The following is a 17,403-nucleotide window of genomic DNA, read 5'->3' as shown; positions in this document are numbered from 1 at the left end:
ATTAATCATCTAATTAATTAAACTTAATAAGTATCGTTATGAAACTATATATAAAATCATTAGAAACGTATTTCATTTTAATATGTTCTTTTATTACATTTTGTGCCAGTGCACAACAAGATCCGGAGTACACACAATATATGTACAACACAATGTCCGTAAATCCAGCTTATGCTGGATCTACGGGAACATTAGAAGCCACACTTTTACACCGTTCTCAATGGGTTGGAATAGATGGGGCACCAGAAACACAATCGTTTTCTATACATTCACCGCTGCGAAATGAGATGATAGGTTTGGGATTAAGCGTCGTAAATGACAAAATTGGTCCATCGAACGAATTATATCTGGACGGAAATTTCTCTTATTCAATTCCGTTAGGATATGAAAAAAGATTAGCATTTGGTCTAAAAGCAGGTATGAGAATGTTGAATGTAGATTGGTCTAAAGGGAGATATTATAATAATAATGATGTTTTATTAAATCAAAACATTGACAATCAAATGAAATTAGCTGTAGGAGCCGGGGTTTACTATTATACTGATAAATGGTATTTGGGATTCTCTATTCCAAGCTTTCTTCAAAATGATTATTACGACGATGTTCAGGAATCGATAGATTACGATCGTTTGCATTATTATTTAATGGGAGGTTATGTTTTTGATCTGAATCCTAATTTAAAGTTTAAGCCGGCATTTTTAGTAAAAGCAGTAAGCGGAGCGCCACTTACGGCTGATATATCGGCGAACTTTATGATTGCAGAGAAATTTGTAATTGGAGGATCTTATCGAACAGATGATTCTGTGAGTATATTGGCAGGTTTTCAAATATCCAAAAGTTTCTATATCGGATATGCCTTTGATTACACCGTTAGTGATTTGAACAAGTACAATGATGGAACTCATGAAATCATTTTACGCTATCAATTCAATAAAAAAGAAAGTAAAATCAAATCTCCTAGATTCTTCTAAATATAAAAACCTATGAAAAAATTATATATCCTGAGTTTAGTATTGAGTTTTACATTTGGTTTTGCTCAAACTAATTTAAAAAAGGCCGATGCTTTGTTTAAAAACTACTCTTACTTAGATGCTTCAAAAGCTTACGAAGAATGTTTGCAAAACATAGAGAATCCATCGGCTCAAACGATAAAAAATGCTGCTGACTCTTATTATTTTATTTCAGATGCCAGAAATGCATTAAAATGGTACAAAAGATTATATGAAGTGCAAGGAAATAATCTAACAGATATCTATTACCTGCGTTACATTCAGACAATGAAAGCAGTTATGGATTATGACGATGCCGATAAAATCACAAAAGAATATCTAAATAAAAAAGGAGATCAAAAAGAGATTAATCGATATGTTGCCCAAAAAAAACAACTCGATAGCATAGCGAAAGCAAAATCTCTGTATCAAATTAAAAATTTAGAAATAAATACCGGCAAATCAGATTTTGGAGCCACATTTTATCAAGACAGAATTGTATTTACATCAGCAAGAGACACAACAAATTTTGGAGAGAAGTTATACAATTGGAACAATCAGCCTTTCCTGAATTTATATGTTGCAGAAAGAAATCCGGCCGATGGAAGTTTGTTTAACGAAAATTTGTTCATGCCTAATGTAATGACCAAATACCATGAAGCAACAGCAAGTTTTGATGCCAGTGGAAAAACCATTTATTACTCGTCGAATATTATCAAGAAAAACAAATTAGTTATTGACAGGGATAAGATTAATAATTTTCAAATCCTTAAAGGAACAATGGTCGACGGAAAAGTAGAAAATCCACAAAAGGTTTTCTTTGATAATGATGATTATTCTGTTGGGCATCCTAGTTTAAGTGATGATGGTCAATGGCTTTTCTTCGCATCAGATATGCCGGGCGGATATGGTGAAACAGATCTGTATGTGGTAAAGATTGCAGATGATGGAACAATGAGTTCGCCACAAAATCTGGGACCAAAAATTAATACTCTGGGTAATGATCTTTTTCCATTTTTTCGTAACGGAGTACTTTATTTTTCTTCAGATGGACATTATGGCTTAGGAGATTTAGATGTGTACGAAAGTAAATTTCTTTCAGACGGAACATTTAGTACACCAAGAAATCTTGGAACACCGGTAAACAGTAACAAAGACGATTTTACTTTTATAATTGACAGAACCGGCACTTATGGTTATCTATCATCAAACAGAGCAGGAGGTAAAGGAGATGATGATATTTATTCGTTTATAAAAGGAGAACCGGTTTGTAACCAGAATATTTCAGGTAAAGCACTAGACAGAAAATCTAAATTACCTATAAGCGATGTTACCGTTGTGGCCTATAATTCATATAACGAGATTTTGGCAGAAACAAAAACAAATTTCGAAGGTAAATATGCCGTTACAGTTCCTTGTAATAAAACAGTTCGACTAGTCGCTAAAAAAACAAATTATAGTGATGACGAAAAAACAGTAGAAACGACCAAGGAAAACGAAGGAGAAATTATAGATGTTAATTTTGAATTGAGTAATTACGATGATTTAGTAGTCAAAAAGAAAGGAGTTGAAAAAGTAGATGTTAATCCAATTTATTTTGATTACGACAAATACGACATTACACCTCTGGCTATAGAAGAATTGTCGAAAGTAGTTTTTATAATGAGAAAATTTCCTAACATTCGAATCAAAATAGAAGCACATACAGATTCCAGAGGAAAAGACGCTTACAACCTGAAACTATCTGATAACAGGGCAAAATCAACACGAGATTATATTATTTCTCAGGGTATTGATACCTCAAGAATAGAAAGCGCCATAGGTTATGGCGAAACACGCTTAATTAATAAATGTAAAAATGGAGTAAAATGTACCGAAGAAGAACATTTGTTAAACAGACGATCAGACTTTATCATTATTCAGAAATAGTTTTATATTTGCAAGCTAGGTTGTTGATAATCAGTGTTGAGATATAAAACGAAGAAACCATTTGGAAGTTGGTTTTGTTTAATTCTTTTTAAGAATAATGGGCAAGAAGAAAATCAAGTTGCATCGTTTTGCAACTTGATTTTTGATTTTGTAAAAGTTTCTTTTTTTACTGTTTTTCAACAAAAATAATCCTAATTTTGAGATTCAGTTATTCAAAAACACAACCTCCAGTATTTTAATATTTTATGAGTATTCAAGAAACAATTCAGACTTTAAGAGACGAACTTAATCAACATAACTACAATTATTATGTATTAGATAATGCCACAATTTCTGATTACGATTTTGATATTAAACTAAAAGAACTTCAGGATTTAGAAAATAAACATCCTGAATTTTTTGACGAACATTCGCCAACTCAGCGAGTGGGAGGAATGGTAACCAAGAACTTCAAAACAATTGCACATCAATACCGTATGTATTCTTTGGATAATTCATATTCTAAAGAAGATTTGCTTGATTGGGAAAACCGAATCCAGAGAGTTTTAGGAAACGTGAATTTGCAGTATACATGCGAATTAAAATATGATGGAGCATCGATAAGCATCACGTATGAAAACGGAAAATTGGTGCAAGCCCTAACTCGTGGTGATGGTTTTCAGGGAGATGAGGTAACCAATAATATCAAAACCATAAAATCAATCCCGTTAAAACTAAAAGGAAATTATCCGGAAAGATTTGATATTAGAGGAGAAATTATTTTGCCATTTGCCGGTTTCGAAAAAATGAACCAGGAATTAATAGAAATAGGAGAAACGCCCTATTCAAACCCAAGAAATACAGCTTCAGGAAGTTTAAAATTACAAGACAGCGCTGAGGTTGCAAAACGTCCGTTAGAATGTTTGCTGTATTTTGTAACCGGAAATAATTTACCTTTTTCATCTCAGTTTGAAGGACTGGAATCTGCCAGAAAATGGGGATTTAAAGTACCTGTCGAAGCGAAATTAGTCAATAACATGCAAGAAGTTTTTGACTTTATAGATTATTGGGATGTTCATCGCCATAATTTACCATATGAAACGGATGGAGTTGTTGTAAAAGTTAATAGTATACAACATCAGGAAGAATTAGGTTACACAGCAAAATCGCCACGTTGGGCCATTGCTTACAAATTTAAATCAGAACAGGTTTCGACAAAACTAAATTCCATAACATATCAGGTAGGCCGCACCGGAGCAATAACACCGGTAGCTAATTTAGCGCCAGTACAATTGGCAGGAACAATTGTAAAAAGAGCTTCTTTGCATAATGCAGATCAAATAGAAAAATTAGATATCAGAATAAATGATACTGTTTTTGTTGAAAAAGGAGGCGAGATTATTCCAAAAATTATCGCAGTTGATTTGTCAAAACGCCCTGAAAATTCAGAAGTTACACATTACATCACACATTGTCCGGAATGCCAGACTGAATTAGTGAGAACCGAAGGCGAAGCAAATCATTATTGTCCTAATTTCTATGGCTGTCCTCCACAAATCATAGGTAGAGTCCAACATTACATTTCAAGAAAAGCCATGGATATTGAAGGTCTTGGAGGAGAAACTGTTGCTTTACTTTTTAAAAATGATCTGGTTCATAATTATGCTGATTTATACGAACTAAAAGTAGACGATATTTTGCACCTGGAAAGAATGGCAAAAAAATCTGCCGAAAATCTGGTAAATGGTGTAGAGAAATCAAAAGAAATTCCGTTCGAAAGTGTTCTTTTTGCACTAGGAATCCGCTTTGTGGGTGAAACAGTGGCTAAAAAATTAGCTAAGCATTATAAAAATATCGACGCCTTAAGTCAGGCTTCTTTAATGGATTTGATTTTGGTTGATGAAATTGGAGAAAGAATTGCAAAAAGTGTCATCGAATTTTTTGAAAACGAAGAAAATAAAAAAATAATTGAACGCCTTAAAAGTTATGGAGTTCAATTTGAAATTGTAGAAAAAATTAACCCAAATGCTACCAATAAATTTATAGGTAAAACTTTTGTAGTTTCGGGGGTTTTTGCACAATTTTCAAGAGACGATTTAAAGAAAACAATCGAAGATAACGGAGGTAAAGTAGGAAGTTCAATTTCTGCTAAAACTGATTTTGTAGTTGCAGGAGATAATATGGGACCGGCAAAATTAGAAAAAGCAAATAAATTAAATATTCCTATATTATCAGAAGAAGATTTTATAAAAAAATTGAATGAAAGCGAATAAACCGTCTTTGATTTTATTCTTTACAGCGCTACTGTGTACCATTATTTTTGATTGTACACAACAGGATTTTTATGCACTTTATGCTAAAACTATTGTACTTCCTGCAATTTTTATTTATTTTTTAATAAGCAGTGAATTTAAAATAAATAAAATACAAAGTTTAGTGTTTCTGTTTTGCTTTGTAGGTCAGGTTTTTGATTTAATGGATGTTGAAGTTTCTGAGATTGGAGGCGTTGTGAGTTTTTTAATTGTTTACATCCTGATCTTAAAACTGATAATAGTAGATAACGAAAAAATTAAACTCAGGCGAAAAGATATTCTGCCCGTTTCTATAATAGTTATATTTATTGTTTATCTGCTGGTTTCAGTACTAAGCCTGCAATCAGATAACATGAAGAAATTTAATGTATTGTATACTTTGTACGGAATCGTGTTAAGTATTTTGAGTTACTTTGCGTTTGTAAATTATATAACTAAAGGAACACATATTACCCTTTTAATGTCATTAATGGCGATTAGCTATATATTTTCGGATATATTTTATATTTTCAATGAATACTTTTCCTATTCAATCGTATTGGTTTTAATTCGGGATGTAACTCAAATTTTGGCTTATTTCTTTATGGTGAAGTACTTTCTAGAAAAAGCCAAAATTCGAAAAAAGGCATTACACAATAATTGATTTACCTTGATTAGTGTGCGCTTTATCCTTATCAAAGTAAAAATCTATTCGGCCTAAATTTATTCCGTAACAACCCACTTGATTTACTAAAACATCCTGTCCCGCTTTGTTTTTTACAATTGTAGGTTTATCTAAAAAAGTATGCGTGTGTCCGCCAATAATTAGATCGATATCCTGAGTTAACTCAGCAAATTTCAAATCACTGATTTTTTCTTCGTCGTCCTTGTATTTATATCCTAAATGGGAAAGACAAATTACCAAATCACATTTTTCTTGTTTTTTTAATAATTGTGTCATATCCTGAGCAATTTCTACAGGATTATTATAAACCGTTTCCTTATAAAGCTGCTTGTCGACCAATCCCGCAAGTTCGATACCTACACCAAAAACACCAACCTTAATTCCGTTTTTATAAAAGATCTTATACGGTTTCACAAGTCCGTCCATCACCGTGTTTTTAAAGTCATAATTTGAATTAATAAATTCAAAAGTGGCATGTGGCATTTGCGCGTGCAAACCATCAAGTCCATTATCAAAATCATGATTTCCTATTGTCGATGCATCGTATTTCATCATACTCATCAACTTAAACTCTAGTTCACCACCATAATAGTTAAAATACGGGGTTCCCTGAAAAATATCTCCTGCATCCAGCAAAAGAACATTTGGATTTTCCTGACGAATTGTTTCGATAAGCGCTGCCCTGCGAGAAACACCACCTTTATTAGGATTACGAGGATCATCAGCCGGGAACGGATCAATATGGCTGTGAACATCGTTTGTATGTAGAATTGTTAAGTGTTTAATATCGCTGGTTTCAAAGCTGCTTAATGACAAACCTAAACTTAATAAGGCAGTACTTGCAGCTGTTTTTTCGATAAATTCTCTTCTTTTCATTTTATATATTTTTTGCGGAAACGATATTGTATTTGTTAGCGATTTGTCAGGAATTTTTATAAATCAGCATTTTTTAATTCGTGCAAATTTGTGTAATTCGTGGCGGACTTTTTTCTTAATTGTTTATTATTCTTCTGTTATTCTGATATTTTTTGCTACCGGAATTGTATCAACTTGTTTAAAATAATCAATCAGTACATTTCGAAGTTTATAATTCAAATCAAATTTTTCAACACCTTTTGCGAAAAAAGTCATACTATCACCACCGTTTGCTAAATAATCATTTGTTGCTACATAATATACTTTGTTTAAGTCAAGAGGCTTTCCCTGAATTAGAATATTTTTTGCAGTCTTATCTTTTGCAATCGTAAAAGTCATTCCGGATAATGGTTGTGCTTTTTGTACCTTAATAATATAAGAAGTAATTTCAAGAATCTGAGAACCTTTTAAGCCTATTACAACAAGATTGTTTTCAAAAGGCATAATTTCAAAAGCAGTTCTTGTAGTAACATTTCCTTTTGGTAAAATTGCTCGTATACCCCCATGATTCAATAAACATAAATCGATACTTTTTTTCTCTCTTGCTTTAAAAACAAGATTCCCTCTCTCTACACAAACATCAGCCAGAAGATCACCAATACTGGTTTGCCATTTTCCGGTACTTTTATCAAGCGTTTCAGGGCAATAGGCAAGAACGCTGTCTAAATCCTTATTAATATGATCGCGATAAGGTTTAATAAAAGCTTCAATTTTTGGGGTTTCATTACCTTTTTCAGTGATTGGGAGTTGTTTTCCTTCTATCTTAGTCAAATTGTAGTTTTTCTGACTGCAGGATAATATGAAAAAAAGTGTTAAGAATATAACAAAAAGTTTTAAAAATCCGTTATACTTTTTTAGTTTTACCATCTTAAATGCGACTTAAATAATTAATTTTGTAATCTGGCAAAAGTACTATGTTTTTAAATTATATAAAGGAATTTTTTGTAAAAAAAACATTAAATAATAACTTGAATAATTTCAAAAACGAAGTCTTTACAAGCAATATACAAACAATTGGTTTGCTGATTGATGAGAGTAATTTTATACATTCAAAGGAGTTAGTAAACGAAATAGTTTTGCAGGGAATAGCACTTCAAAACATAAAAATTGTTGCGTATAGGAGTAAATTTAAAGAAAAAGAAACGTATTCTCTGCCTGCTTTTGGTAAAAAACATATCAATTGGAATGGAGAAATTACATCAGTTTTTCTAAATGAATTTATAGAGACAGAATTTGATCTTTTGATTAGTTATTATGATATCGAAACAGCCATTTTGATGATGATAACCAATAAATCGAAAGCAAAGTTCAAAGTGGGGTTTGCATCTGTAGATAAAGATTTAAATCGATGGATGATTGATACCGCAATAGAGAATTACAAACTTTTCGTTCACGAATTGTTTAAATATTTAAAGAGTATAAAATAAAATATAAATTAGAATATGCAATCATTAATAGGAACTGGTGTTGCGCTTGTAACCCCATTTAAAAAAGATTTTTCAATTGATATCGAAGCTTTGCAGCGTATCGTTAATTTTTCGATAGACGGTGGAGTTGAATATCTTGTAGTTATGGGAACAACAGCAGAAAATGCTACCCTGACACAAGCCGAAAAAGAATTGGTTATTACTACTGTAATCGATGTAAATAAAGGAAGGTTGCCTTTGGTACTTGGAGTTGGAGGTAATAATACAATGCAAATTGTTGAGGAATTAAAAACCGGGGATTTCTCTGCTTTTGAAGCCATACTTTCTGTTTCTCCTTATTATAATAAACCTACACAAGAAGGAATTTATCAGCATTTTAAAGCTATTGCCGAGGCATCTCCAATTCCGGTTATCCTTTATAATGTTCCGGGAAGAACGGCCAGTAATATGCTGCCATCTACTGTAATTCGTCTTGCAAATGAATTTAGTAATATTGTAGCAATAAAAGAAGCTGCAGGTGATATGGCCCAGGCTTTGCAATTGATTAAAAATGCACCAAAACATTTTCTTGTAATTTCAGGAGATGATATGATAGCTTTGCCAATTGTTTTAGCCGGTGGAGCAGGTGTAATTTCGGTTATCGGACAAGGTTTTCCAAAAGAATTTACAGAAATGATACGTTTAGGTTTAAATAAAAAGGTAAGTGAAGCGTTTAAAACTCAGTACTTTTTATCAGATTGTATTGATATGATTTTTGAGCAGGGAAATCCCGCAGGAATCAAACAAGTCTTTCAAGCCCTTGGTATTGCTGAGAACACAGTTCGTTTGCCATTAGTAAGCGTTGATGATTCTCTGGCAGAAAGATTGAATGAATTTGTAAAAAACAGCATAAAATAAGAGTGAGATTGCCGGTATTTTATTATACCAAAAAATATTTTGTAGTAGCTAAATTAATAACTAAATTTGCCACCGGAACTTCGGTGTGATTTTGCTTTGGCATAATTGTCTAAGAAATCATAATAAAAGTAAGAAAATGAAAAAAATAGTATCTCTATTAATTGTTGTTGTCCTTTTTTGTTCTTGTAGTGAATATCAAAAAGCATTAAAAAATGAAGATGTTGCAGCCAAATTTGATGTGGCGACAAAAATGTATGATGCTGGTAAATATTCAAAAGCCATTCGACTTTTTGAACAATTAGCGCCTTCATATAGAGGTAAGCCACAGGCAGAAAAACTGTTTTATATGTTTGCTCAGTCTTATTACAAATCAAAACAATATTATTTAGCAGGTTATCAGTTCGAAAGTTTTGTTTCAGGTTACCCGCGTAGTGAAAAAGTACAGGAAGCTGCCTTTTTAGGAGCTTACAGCTATTCAAAACTAGCTCCGGTTTATAGTTTAGATCAAACAGATACACAAAAAGCATTAGAGAAATTACAAGCTTTTATTGATAATTATCCAAATTCAGAATACATTGCTCAGGCTAATGAATCTGTGAAAATTTTGAATGGAAAATTAGAGAAAAAAGCATACGAAAATGCAAAAGGATACAATACAATTTCAGATTATAAATCAGCATTAATTGCATTTGATAACTTTATAGCTGATTTTCCCGGAACGCCTTTTAAAGAAGATGCTTTGTTTTACAAATACGATTCAGCATATAAATTGGCAATAAATAGTATTCCTGCAAAAATGGAAGAACGTTTAAATGTTGCAAAAGTGGCTTATAACAACTTAATTAAGTTTAATAGCGCTACAAAATATAAAAAAGAGGCAGACGAAATGAATGCCAGAGTAGAAACAGATTTACAAAAATTTACTAAATAAAATAAAGTCATGGATTTAAAAAAGACGAATGCTCCTGTAAATACAATAACATACAATAAAACAGTTATTGAAGAGCCAACAGGAAATGTGTATGAGGCAATTACCATTATGGCTAAAAGAGCAAATCAAATTAATTCTGAAATTAAAAAAGAATTAACTGAGAAATTAGAAGAGTTTGCTACATATAATGACAGTCTTGAAGAAGTTTTTGAAAATAAAGAGCAAATTGAAGTTTCTAAATTTTACGAAAAATTACCAAAACCACACGCTTTAGCAGTTCAGGAATGGTTAGACGGTAAAACTTACCACAGAAATTCAAATAAATAATATATAGTATAATGTCAGTTTTAAACGGGAAGAAAATTTTACTGGGTGTTTCTGGTGGAATTGCAGCCTATAAAACAGCCTCATTAGTACGACTTTTTATAAAAGCAGGTGCACATGTCCAAGTGATCATGACACCTGCTTCTAAGGATTTTGTAACCCCACTTACGTTATCTACGTTATCAAAAAATCCTGTACATTCCAGTTTCTTTAATCAGGATGATGAAGATGCCGTTTGGAACAATCATGTTGAATTAGCACTTTGGGCTGATTTAATCTTAATTGCTCCTGCGACAGCGAACACATTATCCAAGATGGCTACAGGAAACTGTGATAATCTTTTAATAGCTACTTATTTATCAGCTAAATGTCCTGTTTATTTTGCTCCTGCAATGGACTTGGATATGTACAAGCATCCTTCTACTTTATCTAGTTTTGCTGCTTTAAAACAGTTTGGCAATATAATGATTCCTGCTGAAAATGGAGAATTGGCAAGTGGTTTATCCGGTGAAGGCCGAATGGCGGAACCTGAAAATATCATTGCTTTTCTTGAAGCTGATTTAGAAAGTAAACTACCGCTAAAAGGAAAAAAAATACTAATTACTGCAGGTCCAACATACGAAGCTATAGATCCTGTGCGTTTTATAGGAAATCATTCTTCAGGGAAAATGGGGTTTGATATTGCTAATCAGGCTGCTAGTCTGGGTGCAGAGGTAATCCTGGTTTCAGGTCCAACGCATTACAAAGCGAAAAACAGTTCAATAGAAGTTATTAATGTAATTTCAGCCCAGGATATGTATGATGCCTGTCATTTGCATTTTAATGATGTTGATGTGGCTATTGCAGCTGCAGCGGTGGCAGATTACAGGCCTAAAGTTGTAGCTTTGCAAAAGATAAAAAAAGCATCAGAAGAATTTTCAATAGAACTGGAAAAAACAAAAGATATATTAGCATCGCTGGGAGCAATCAAAAAAGATCAGTATTTAATAGGGTTTGCTTTAGAGACTGAAAATAAAATTGAAAATGCTAAGTTGAAAATTCAGAAAAAAAACTTAGATTTGATTGTTTTAAATTCCTTACAAGATGAAGGTGCCGGTTTTAAGAAAGAAACGAATAAAGTGACTTTTATTGATCAGAACTTTAAAATCGAACCAATGGAATTAAAAGCAAAAGAATCTGTTGCAGTTGATATTTTAAATAAAGTGATTGCGCATTTTTTTAAATCGTAACAATTTAGAATAAAAACTTAAAGCAAGGGTAGTAAAATCTATTACTGCTAAACCAAATAGTATCATTCACATGAATAAAATAGTTGCACTTTTCGCTTTTTTCATTTTTGGCTTTACACAAGCACAACAGTTAAATTGTACTGTAACTATTAACACTGAAAGGTTGCCAAATCCAAATCAGCAAGTTTTTAAAACACTTCAGACATCTTTATCTGAATTTGTAAATAAAACAGACTGGACTGGATCAGTTTTAAAACAAAACGAGCGAATCAATTGCTCGATGTATATTACGTTGTCTTCAAATAGTTCAGATCAATTTACTGGTACAATTCAGGTACAATCATCCCGATTGATCTATAACTCGACCTATTCTTCGCCGGTATTTAATTTTAACGATAAGGATTTTAATTTTAGATATACAGAATACGAACCTTTGTTGTTTAATCCAACTACTTTTGAATCAAATTTAGTTTCTGTAGTTTCTTTCTACAGTTATTTGATTTTAGCAATGGATGCAGATACCTTTCAAATGGGAGCAGGAAATCAGTATCTTGAAACTGCTCAAAATATTGCTAATGTTGCTCAACAAGGCGGGTTTAAAGGTTGGAGCCAATCTGATGGACTTCAGAATCGTTATTATTTAATAAACGATATGACCTCGCCAATGTATAGTGATTTACGTCAGACTATGTATGCTTATCACACTGGTTTAGATGGAATGAGCCTTGATTTAAAAACATCCAAAGAAAAAATTAAAGCAGCAATACTTACCATCGGAAAATTGAATTCGGTTAAGCCTAATGCTTTTTTGACCCGAGTATTTTTTGATGCAAAATCAGATGAAATAGTTTCTATTTTTTCAGGAGGACCTAGCATTCCTGTAGGAGACTTAACAGATGTGCTGAATAAAGTGTCGCCTTTGAATTCTACTAAATGGTCTCAGATTAAATTTTAATTGATTATTCAATTTACTTTCTTTTACTAATTTTTATACTTACACAATTTCCTTATGATTACGTCCTTGTCGATTAAAAATTATGCCCTGATTGAAAAACTCACTATCGATTTTTCAAGAGGTTTTTCTATAATTACAGGTGAAACGGGTGCTGGTAAATCTATTATATTGGGTGCAATAGGATTGGTTTTAGGAAAAAGAGCCGACTTAACTTCGTTGAAAAATAAAGAAGAGAAATGTGTAATCGAAGCACATTTTGAAATTTCTAAATACAATCTTAAAGAGTTTTTTGAAACAAATGATCTTGATTATGAAGATGAAACCATCATTAGAAGAGAAATTTTGCCTTCAGGAAAATCACGCGCGTTTATAAATGACAGTCCTGTAAATCTTCAGGAATTACAAGATTTAAGTTTGTTTTTGATCGATATTCACTCGCAACAACAAACTCATGAACTTTCAGATGAAGGTGTTCAATTCAAAATAATTGATGCAATTGCAAATAATTTTGATACTATTCAATCTTATCAAAAAGTACTAAAATCATATAAAGCGGATAAATCCAAATTAAATGCTTTGTTGAAAAAACAAAGCGATTCAGGAAAAGAGCAAGAGTATAATACTTTTTTATTGAATGAATTGGTGTCAGCTAAATTAAAATCAGGAGAACAGGAAGAATTAGAAGCTGATTTTGAGAAATTAAATAATGTCGAAATTATAAAAGAAGCTATTGATAAATCGTTAGTGATTGCTAATGAAGAGCAGTTTGGAGTTTTTCATAATCTAAATGAAATCAAAACAGCTTTGCAAAAAATCGCCCTTTTTTCTCCAGAATATCAAAGTGTATTTGAAAGAATTACAAGTCTGGCGATTGAATTTGATGATATTTCGAAAGAATTGCAAAATGCTTCAGAAAAATTATTGAATGATCCTGCGCAATTAGAACTGGTAAGTCAAAAATTGCAATTGATTTATAACTTACAAAAAAAGCATCAGGTAACCTCTGTTGATGAACTAATTGAAATTCAGGCGAATTTAGGAAATACACTATTGGAACTTGATAATATTGAAGAAGAGATAGCTGTTTTATCCAAAGCAATAGATCAAAAAGGTATTGAGTTAGATGCTTTTGCAGCAGCAATACATCAAAACAGAACCAATGCAATTCCAGTTTTATCTCAAAAATTGATTTCAATTTTAGAAACATTAGGAATGCCAAATGTTCGTTTTAATATGGAACTTTTACCATCAGAAAGTTATTTTCAAAACGGAAAAGACGAATTACAATTTTTATTTTCAGCAAACAAAGGAACTGATTTTGGTTTACTTAAAAAAGTAGCATCAGGCGGTGAGATGTCACGTATTATGTTGGCAGTTAAGGCAATTTTAGCACAATATTCAAAATTACCAACACTAATTTTTGATGAAATTGATACAGGGGTTTCTGGAGAAATTGCTATCAGAATGGGAGAGATCATGAAAGAAATGAGTACTACAATGCAGATTTTTGCGATAACACATTTACCACAAATCGCAGCTAAAGGAGATTCTCATTTTAAAGTTTTTAAATCTACAGTTGATGACGATACGCAATCAGAATTAAAGCTATTGTCTCAGGACGAAAGAGTTATAGAAATTGCTCAAATGTTATCAGGAGCAAACATCTCTGATTCGGTATTAAATCACGCAAAAGAATTATTAAATTAAATATTTAAATTATATTTGCCCGACTAACTTTAGTAATAAAACCAGAATAATTAGATGTTGAAAAAATTATCAGTTACTTGTTTTTTGTTTTTTTGCGTAATTCAAATTAAAGCACAAGATTTAGTTTCCACTACGATATTAGAACCAAAATCTACAGAGGCTAACAATACTTTATATTTGATAAAAAATTATCCTGAAGGTGTGTATAAAACATTTGATGATTTTCTTGAAAAGAAATTTATATATATGGGGGATGCGCTGGAAAGAAGAAATATTGTTGGTTCGAGAAAGTCAATAGAAAAAGATGCAGTGGTGGATCATGCTTTTTTTTACTGGAAAAAAAATGACGTTAGAATTACAGATTATTTTGCGATATCTTATAATGGTAGTCTTTATATTCAACAAAGATATTTTGAAAAGTTTGCTTCAAAAGAAGATCATAATATGTCTGGGGATAATCCTAATTCCTATCACAGAGTTTTAAATGACGGAAAGTTTTTGTATTTAGAAGGACCTTTTGCAAATGGCTGGTCTAAAGCTTTTGCCTATGGTAGTGGTGGAGCAGTAGGCGGAGTAATAGGAGCAAATTTGAACACCTTGAAAGGGATTATTTTCGACGTTGATAAGAAAGAGTTTAATTTCATTAGAGAATGTAATGATTTAAATTTGCTTATTGAAAAATATAACGGTACTCAAATTGACTGTAAAGATAAAAAAATAGACATTTTATCAGTTAGAGAGAATATTGTAAAAATTATACAATAAAGATGCTTAAAAGTGTCTCAATATAATAAGAATTTAGATCAAATTAAATTGAAATAATATAGATTATGATTATAGAACCTAGAATGAGAGGATTTATTTGCTTGACATCACACCCAAAAGGTAGCGAGCAAAATGTTAAAAATCAAATAGAGTATATAAAATCAAAAGGACCAATTGCAGGTGCAAAAAAAGTATTGGTTATTGGTGCTTCTACAGGTTTTGGATTAGCTTCAAGAATTACAAGTGCTTTTGGATCTGATGCTGCAACTATTGGAGTATTTTTTGAAAAACCACCAGTAGAAGGTAAAACAGCTTCACCAGGGTGGTATAATTCTGCTGCATTTGAAACAGAAGCTCACAAAGCAGGTTTATATGCAAAAAGTATCAATGGAGATGCTTTTTCTAATGAAATAAAAAGACAAACTTTAGATTTAATAAAAGCTGATTTAGGTCAGGTTGATCTTGTAATTTACAGTTTAGCTTCACCTGTACGTCAACATCCGGTTACAGGAGTATTGCACCGTTCAGTTTTGAAACCGATCGGACAAACTTTTACCAATAAAACAGTAGATTTTCATACCGGAAACGTAACAGAAGTTTCGATTGCTCCGGCAAATGAGGAAGATATCACTAATACTGTAGCGGTAATGGGTGGTGAAGACTGGGCTATGTGGATTGATGCTTTAAAAGATGAAAATTTATTGGCTGAAGGAGCTACAACAGTTGCTTATTCATACATTGGGCCATCATTGACAGAAGCAGTTTACCGTAAAGGTACAATTGGCCGTGCAAAAGATGATTTAGAAGCTACTGCATTCTCGATCACAGACAGTTTGAAATCAATAGGAGGAAAAGCATATGTTTCTGTAAACAAAGCATTGGTTACACAAGCAAGTTCTGCAATTCCGGTTATTCCATTATATATTTCTCTTTTGTATAAAATTATGAAAGAAGAAGGAATTCACGAAGGTTGTATTGAGCAAATCCAACGTTTGTTTAAAGACAGATTGTATAATGGATCTGAAGTTCCTGTAGATGAAAAAGGGAGAATCAGAATTGATGATTGGGAAATGCGTGATGATGTTCAGGAAAAAGTGGCTAAACTTTGGTTAGAGGCTACAACTGAAACATTACCTGCAATTGGAGATTTAGCAGGATATAAGAATGATTTTCTAAATCTTTTTGGATTTGAATTTGCAGGAGTAGATTACAGCGCAGAGGCAAATGAAGTTGTTGAAATCGAAAGTATCAAGTAGATAAAAGAATTACTATAAATAGGAAACCATCAACCAAAAGTTGATGGTTTTTTTATGAATATAACATATCTTTGTTAAAATTTTGAATTTAAAAAATTGCCACTCTAATACCGCACATCCCGTTATGATTTTTTCTTTAATTATACCCGTGTATAATCGTCCAGATGAAGTTGATGAACTTTTAGAAAGTCTGTCAAAATCTGATTATAATGAAGCTTTTGAAATTGTTCTTATTGAAGATGGTTCGTCAATACCGTGTAAAGATGTAGTGATGACGTATCAGGGAAAATTGAATATTTCATATTATTTCAAAGAAAACTCGGGTCCAGGAGATTCAAGGAATTTCGGAATGCAAAAAGCACGTGGTGATTATTTTATCATTTTTGATTCGGATTGTATTATTCCATCCAATTATTTAACAGAAGTTCGAAAAGCACTAAATGCAGATTATGTAGATTGTTTTGGTGGCCCTGATAAAGCGTTAGACAGTTTTTCTGATATTCAGAAAGCTATTAATTTTGCAATGACCTCTTTTCTTACTACAGGTGGAATTCGTGGTGGATCTGAAAAAATCAATAAATTCCAGCCTAGAAGTTTTAATATGGGGATTTCAAAAAAAGCATTTGAAGCTTCAAAAGGTTTTGGAAACATTCATCCCGGAGAAGATCCTGATCTTTCTATTCGTTTATGGAACCTGGGATTTGAAACCAGATTGTTTCCTGAGGCTTATGTTTATCATAAACGCAGGATAGACTGGGAAAAATTTTCTATTCAGGTAAATAAATTTGGTATAGCAAGACCTATATTAAATAGTTGGTATCCAGAGCATAATAAGTTAACTTTCTTTTTTCCATCAGTATTTATACTAGGTCTATTATTAGCTTTTTTACTGTTAATTTTCAATATTGATATATTATTACAAATATATTTCGTATATTTCGTTATCATTTTTCTTACAGCAAGTGTTCAGAACAAAAGCATTAAAATTGGATACTTATCTGTAATTGCAGTCTGGAAACAGTTTTATGGTTATGGTACGGGATTTTTAAAATCTTTCATAAAAATTATTCTTTTAAAGAAAAAACCACAAGAAGCTTTTCCTCGTATGTTTTTTAAAGTATAAT

At 32.1% G+C, this 17,403-nt stretch carries 16 protein-coding genes; 14 read left to right on the top strand and 2 right to left on the bottom strand.

Annotated elements, in window-relative coordinates; translation table 11 throughout:
• The first annotated feature begins 38 nt into the window (after positions 1–38).
• The 4 genes from RC62_RS19345 (at position 39) to RC62_RS19330 (ending at position 5,852) form a co-directional block, all read left to right on the top strand.
• Positions 39–971, top strand: a complete 933-nt coding sequence (locus RC62_RS19345) for a type IX secretion system membrane protein PorP/SprF (protein ID WP_055097954.1) — start codon at positions 39–41, stop codon at positions 969–971.
• A gap of 12 nt (positions 972–983) precedes the next feature.
• On the top strand, positions 984–2,918 hold the full coding sequence (locus RC62_RS19340; protein ID WP_055097953.1) for an OmpA family protein: 1,935 nt from the start codon (positions 984–986) through the stop codon (positions 2,916–2,918).
• 245 nt (positions 2,919–3,163) lie between these two features.
• Positions 3,164–5,170, top strand: a complete 2,007-nt coding sequence (ligA, locus tag RC62_RS19335; protein ID WP_055097952.1) for an NAD-dependent DNA ligase LigA — start codon at positions 3,164–3,166, stop codon at positions 5,168–5,170.
• A complete protein-coding gene (locus RC62_RS19330; RefSeq protein ID WP_055097951.1) occupies positions 5,157–5,852 on the top strand; it encodes a lysoplasmalogenase family protein in 696 nt (231 codons plus the stop codon). The genes ligA and RC62_RS19330 overlap by 14 nt, the downstream gene beginning before the upstream one ends.
• Here the strand turns inward: RC62_RS19330 and RC62_RS19325 are convergent.
• Both RC62_RS19325 and RC62_RS19320 read right to left on the bottom strand, forming a co-directional pair.
• The gene (locus RC62_RS19325; protein ID WP_055097950.1) at positions 5,838–6,749 is read right to left on the bottom strand and encodes a bifunctional metallophosphatase/5'-nucleotidase; all 912 of its coding nucleotides are present in this window, start codon (positions 6,747–6,749) and stop codon (positions 5,838–5,840) included. The genes RC62_RS19330 and RC62_RS19325 overlap by 15 nt on opposite strands.
• A 126-nt stretch (positions 6,750–6,875) precedes the next feature.
• On the bottom strand, positions 6,876–7,655 hold the full coding sequence (locus RC62_RS19320) for a 5'-nucleotidase C-terminal domain-containing protein (RefSeq protein ID WP_055097949.1): 780 nt from the start codon (positions 7,653–7,655) through the stop codon (positions 6,876–6,878).
• Between the two features lie 47 nt (positions 7,656–7,702).
• Between RC62_RS19320 and RC62_RS19315 the strand changes: the two genes are divergently transcribed.
• From RC62_RS19315 to RC62_RS19270, 10 genes are all read left to right on the top strand, one after another.
• Positions 7,703–8,215, top strand: coding sequence for a DUF6913 domain-containing protein (locus RC62_RS19315; protein ID WP_055097948.1), 513 nt, complete (start codon positions 7,703–7,705; stop codon positions 8,213–8,215).
• Positions 8,216–8,230: 15 nt separating this feature from the next.
• The gene (gene dapA / locus RC62_RS19310) at positions 8,231–9,112 is read left to right on the top strand and encodes a 4-hydroxy-tetrahydrodipicolinate synthase (protein ID WP_055097947.1); all 882 of its coding nucleotides are present in this window, start codon (positions 8,231–8,233) and stop codon (positions 9,110–9,112) included.
• Between the two features lie 136 nt (positions 9,113–9,248).
• Positions 9,249–10,043 (top strand): outer membrane protein assembly factor BamD, encoded by a 795-nt coding sequence (locus RC62_RS19305; protein WP_055097946.1) that lies wholly within the window; start codon positions 9,249–9,251, stop codon positions 10,041–10,043.
• A gap of 9 nt (positions 10,044–10,052) precedes the next feature.
• Positions 10,053–10,370 (top strand): DNA-directed RNA polymerase subunit omega, encoded by a 318-nt coding sequence (locus tag RC62_RS19300; protein WP_012025451.1) that lies wholly within the window; start codon positions 10,053–10,055, stop codon positions 10,368–10,370.
• 11 nt (positions 10,371–10,381) lie between these two features.
• A complete protein-coding gene (coaBC, locus tag RC62_RS19295; protein WP_055097945.1) occupies positions 10,382–11,596 on the top strand; it encodes a bifunctional phosphopantothenoylcysteine decarboxylase/phosphopantothenate--cysteine ligase CoaBC in 1,215 nt (404 codons plus the stop codon).
• A gap of 70 nt (positions 11,597–11,666) precedes the next feature.
• Positions 11,667–12,551 carry a DUF4835 family protein gene (locus RC62_RS19290; protein ID WP_055097944.1) on the top strand — a complete coding sequence of 295 codons (885 nt, stop codon included), beginning with the start codon at positions 11,667–11,669 and terminating at the stop codon, positions 12,549–12,551.
• A gap of 54 nt (positions 12,552–12,605) precedes the next feature.
• Complete coding sequence (gene recN / locus RC62_RS19285) at positions 12,606–14,258, top strand: DNA repair protein RecN (protein ID WP_055097943.1); 1,653 nt, start codon at positions 12,606–12,608, stop codon at positions 14,256–14,258.
• Between the two features lie 54 nt (positions 14,259–14,312).
• Complete coding sequence (locus RC62_RS19280) at positions 14,313–15,023, top strand: hypothetical protein (protein ID WP_055097942.1); 711 nt, start codon at positions 14,313–14,315, stop codon at positions 15,021–15,023.
• Positions 15,024–15,088: 65 nt separating this feature from the next.
• Positions 15,089–16,279 (top strand): enoyl-ACP reductase FabV, encoded by a 1,191-nt coding sequence (gene fabV / locus RC62_RS19275; RefSeq protein WP_055097941.1) that lies wholly within the window; start codon positions 15,089–15,091, stop codon positions 16,277–16,279.
• A 124-nt stretch (positions 16,280–16,403) separates the two neighbouring features.
• Complete coding sequence (locus tag RC62_RS19270) at positions 16,404–17,402, top strand: glycosyltransferase (protein ID WP_055097940.1); 999 nt, start codon at positions 16,404–16,406, stop codon at positions 17,400–17,402.
• Position 17,403 lies beyond the last annotated feature (1 nt).

It is taken from the genome of Flavobacterium aquidurense (genome assembly GCF_001404985.1).
GTDB classification, from domain to species: Bacteria; Bacteroidota; Bacteroidia; order Flavobacteriales; family Flavobacteriaceae; genus Flavobacterium; species Flavobacterium aquidurense_B.
Note: the sequence above shows the minus strand (reverse complement) of the source record. Positions and strands in the feature narration are given on the sequence as shown.

Excerpts from the sequence above, each read along its gene's own strand:
- RC62_RS19305 (WP_055097946.1), top strand. The coding sequence starts at position 9,249 with ATGAAAAAAATAGTATCTCTATTAATTGTTGTTGTCCTTTTTTGTTCT.
- RC62_RS19340 (WP_055097953.1), top strand. The coding sequence starts at position 984 with ATGAAAAAATTATATATCCTGAGTTTAGTATTGAGTTTTACATTTGGT.
- coaBC (WP_055097945.1), top strand. The coding sequence starts at position 10,382 with ATGTCAGTTTTAAACGGGAAGAAAATTTTACTGGGTGTTTCTGGTGGA.
- RC62_RS19330 (WP_055097951.1), top strand. The coding sequence starts at position 5,157 with ATGAAAGCGAATAAACCGTCTTTGATTTTATTCTTTACAGCGCTACTG.
- RC62_RS19280 (WP_055097942.1), top strand. The coding sequence starts at position 14,313 with ATGTTGAAAAAATTATCAGTTACTTGTTTTTTGTTTTTTTGCGTAATT.
- fabV (WP_055097941.1), top strand. The coding sequence starts at position 15,089 with ATGATTATAGAACCTAGAATGAGAGGATTTATTTGCTTGACATCACAC.
- dapA (WP_055097947.1), top strand. The coding sequence starts at position 8,231 with ATGCAATCATTAATAGGAACTGGTGTTGCGCTTGTAACCCCATTTAAA.
- RC62_RS19320 (WP_055097949.1), bottom strand. The coding sequence starts at position 7,655 with ATGGTAAAACTAAAAAAGTATAACGGATTTTTAAAACTTTTTGTTATA.
- RC62_RS19300 (WP_012025451.1), top strand. The coding sequence starts at position 10,053 with ATGGATTTAAAAAAGACGAATGCTCCTGTAAATACAATAACATACAAT.
- recN (WP_055097943.1), top strand. The coding sequence starts at position 12,606 with ATGATTACGTCCTTGTCGATTAAAAATTATGCCCTGATTGAAAAACTC.
- RC62_RS19315 (WP_055097948.1), top strand. The coding sequence starts at position 7,703 with ATGTTTTTAAATTATATAAAGGAATTTTTTGTAAAAAAAACATTAAAT.
- ligA (WP_055097952.1), top strand. The coding sequence starts at position 3,164 with ATGAGTATTCAAGAAACAATTCAGACTTTAAGAGACGAACTTAATCAA.
- RC62_RS19270 (WP_055097940.1), top strand. The coding sequence starts at position 16,404 with ATGATTTTTTCTTTAATTATACCCGTGTATAATCGTCCAGATGAAGTT.
- RC62_RS19325 (WP_055097950.1), bottom strand. The coding sequence starts at position 6,749 with ATGAAAAGAAGAGAATTTATCGAAAAAACAGCTGCAAGTACTGCCTTA.
- RC62_RS19345 (WP_055097954.1), top strand. The coding sequence starts at position 39 with ATGAAACTATATATAAAATCATTAGAAACGTATTTCATTTTAATATGT.
- RC62_RS19290 (WP_055097944.1), top strand. The coding sequence starts at position 11,667 with ATGAATAAAATAGTTGCACTTTTCGCTTTTTTCATTTTTGGCTTTACA.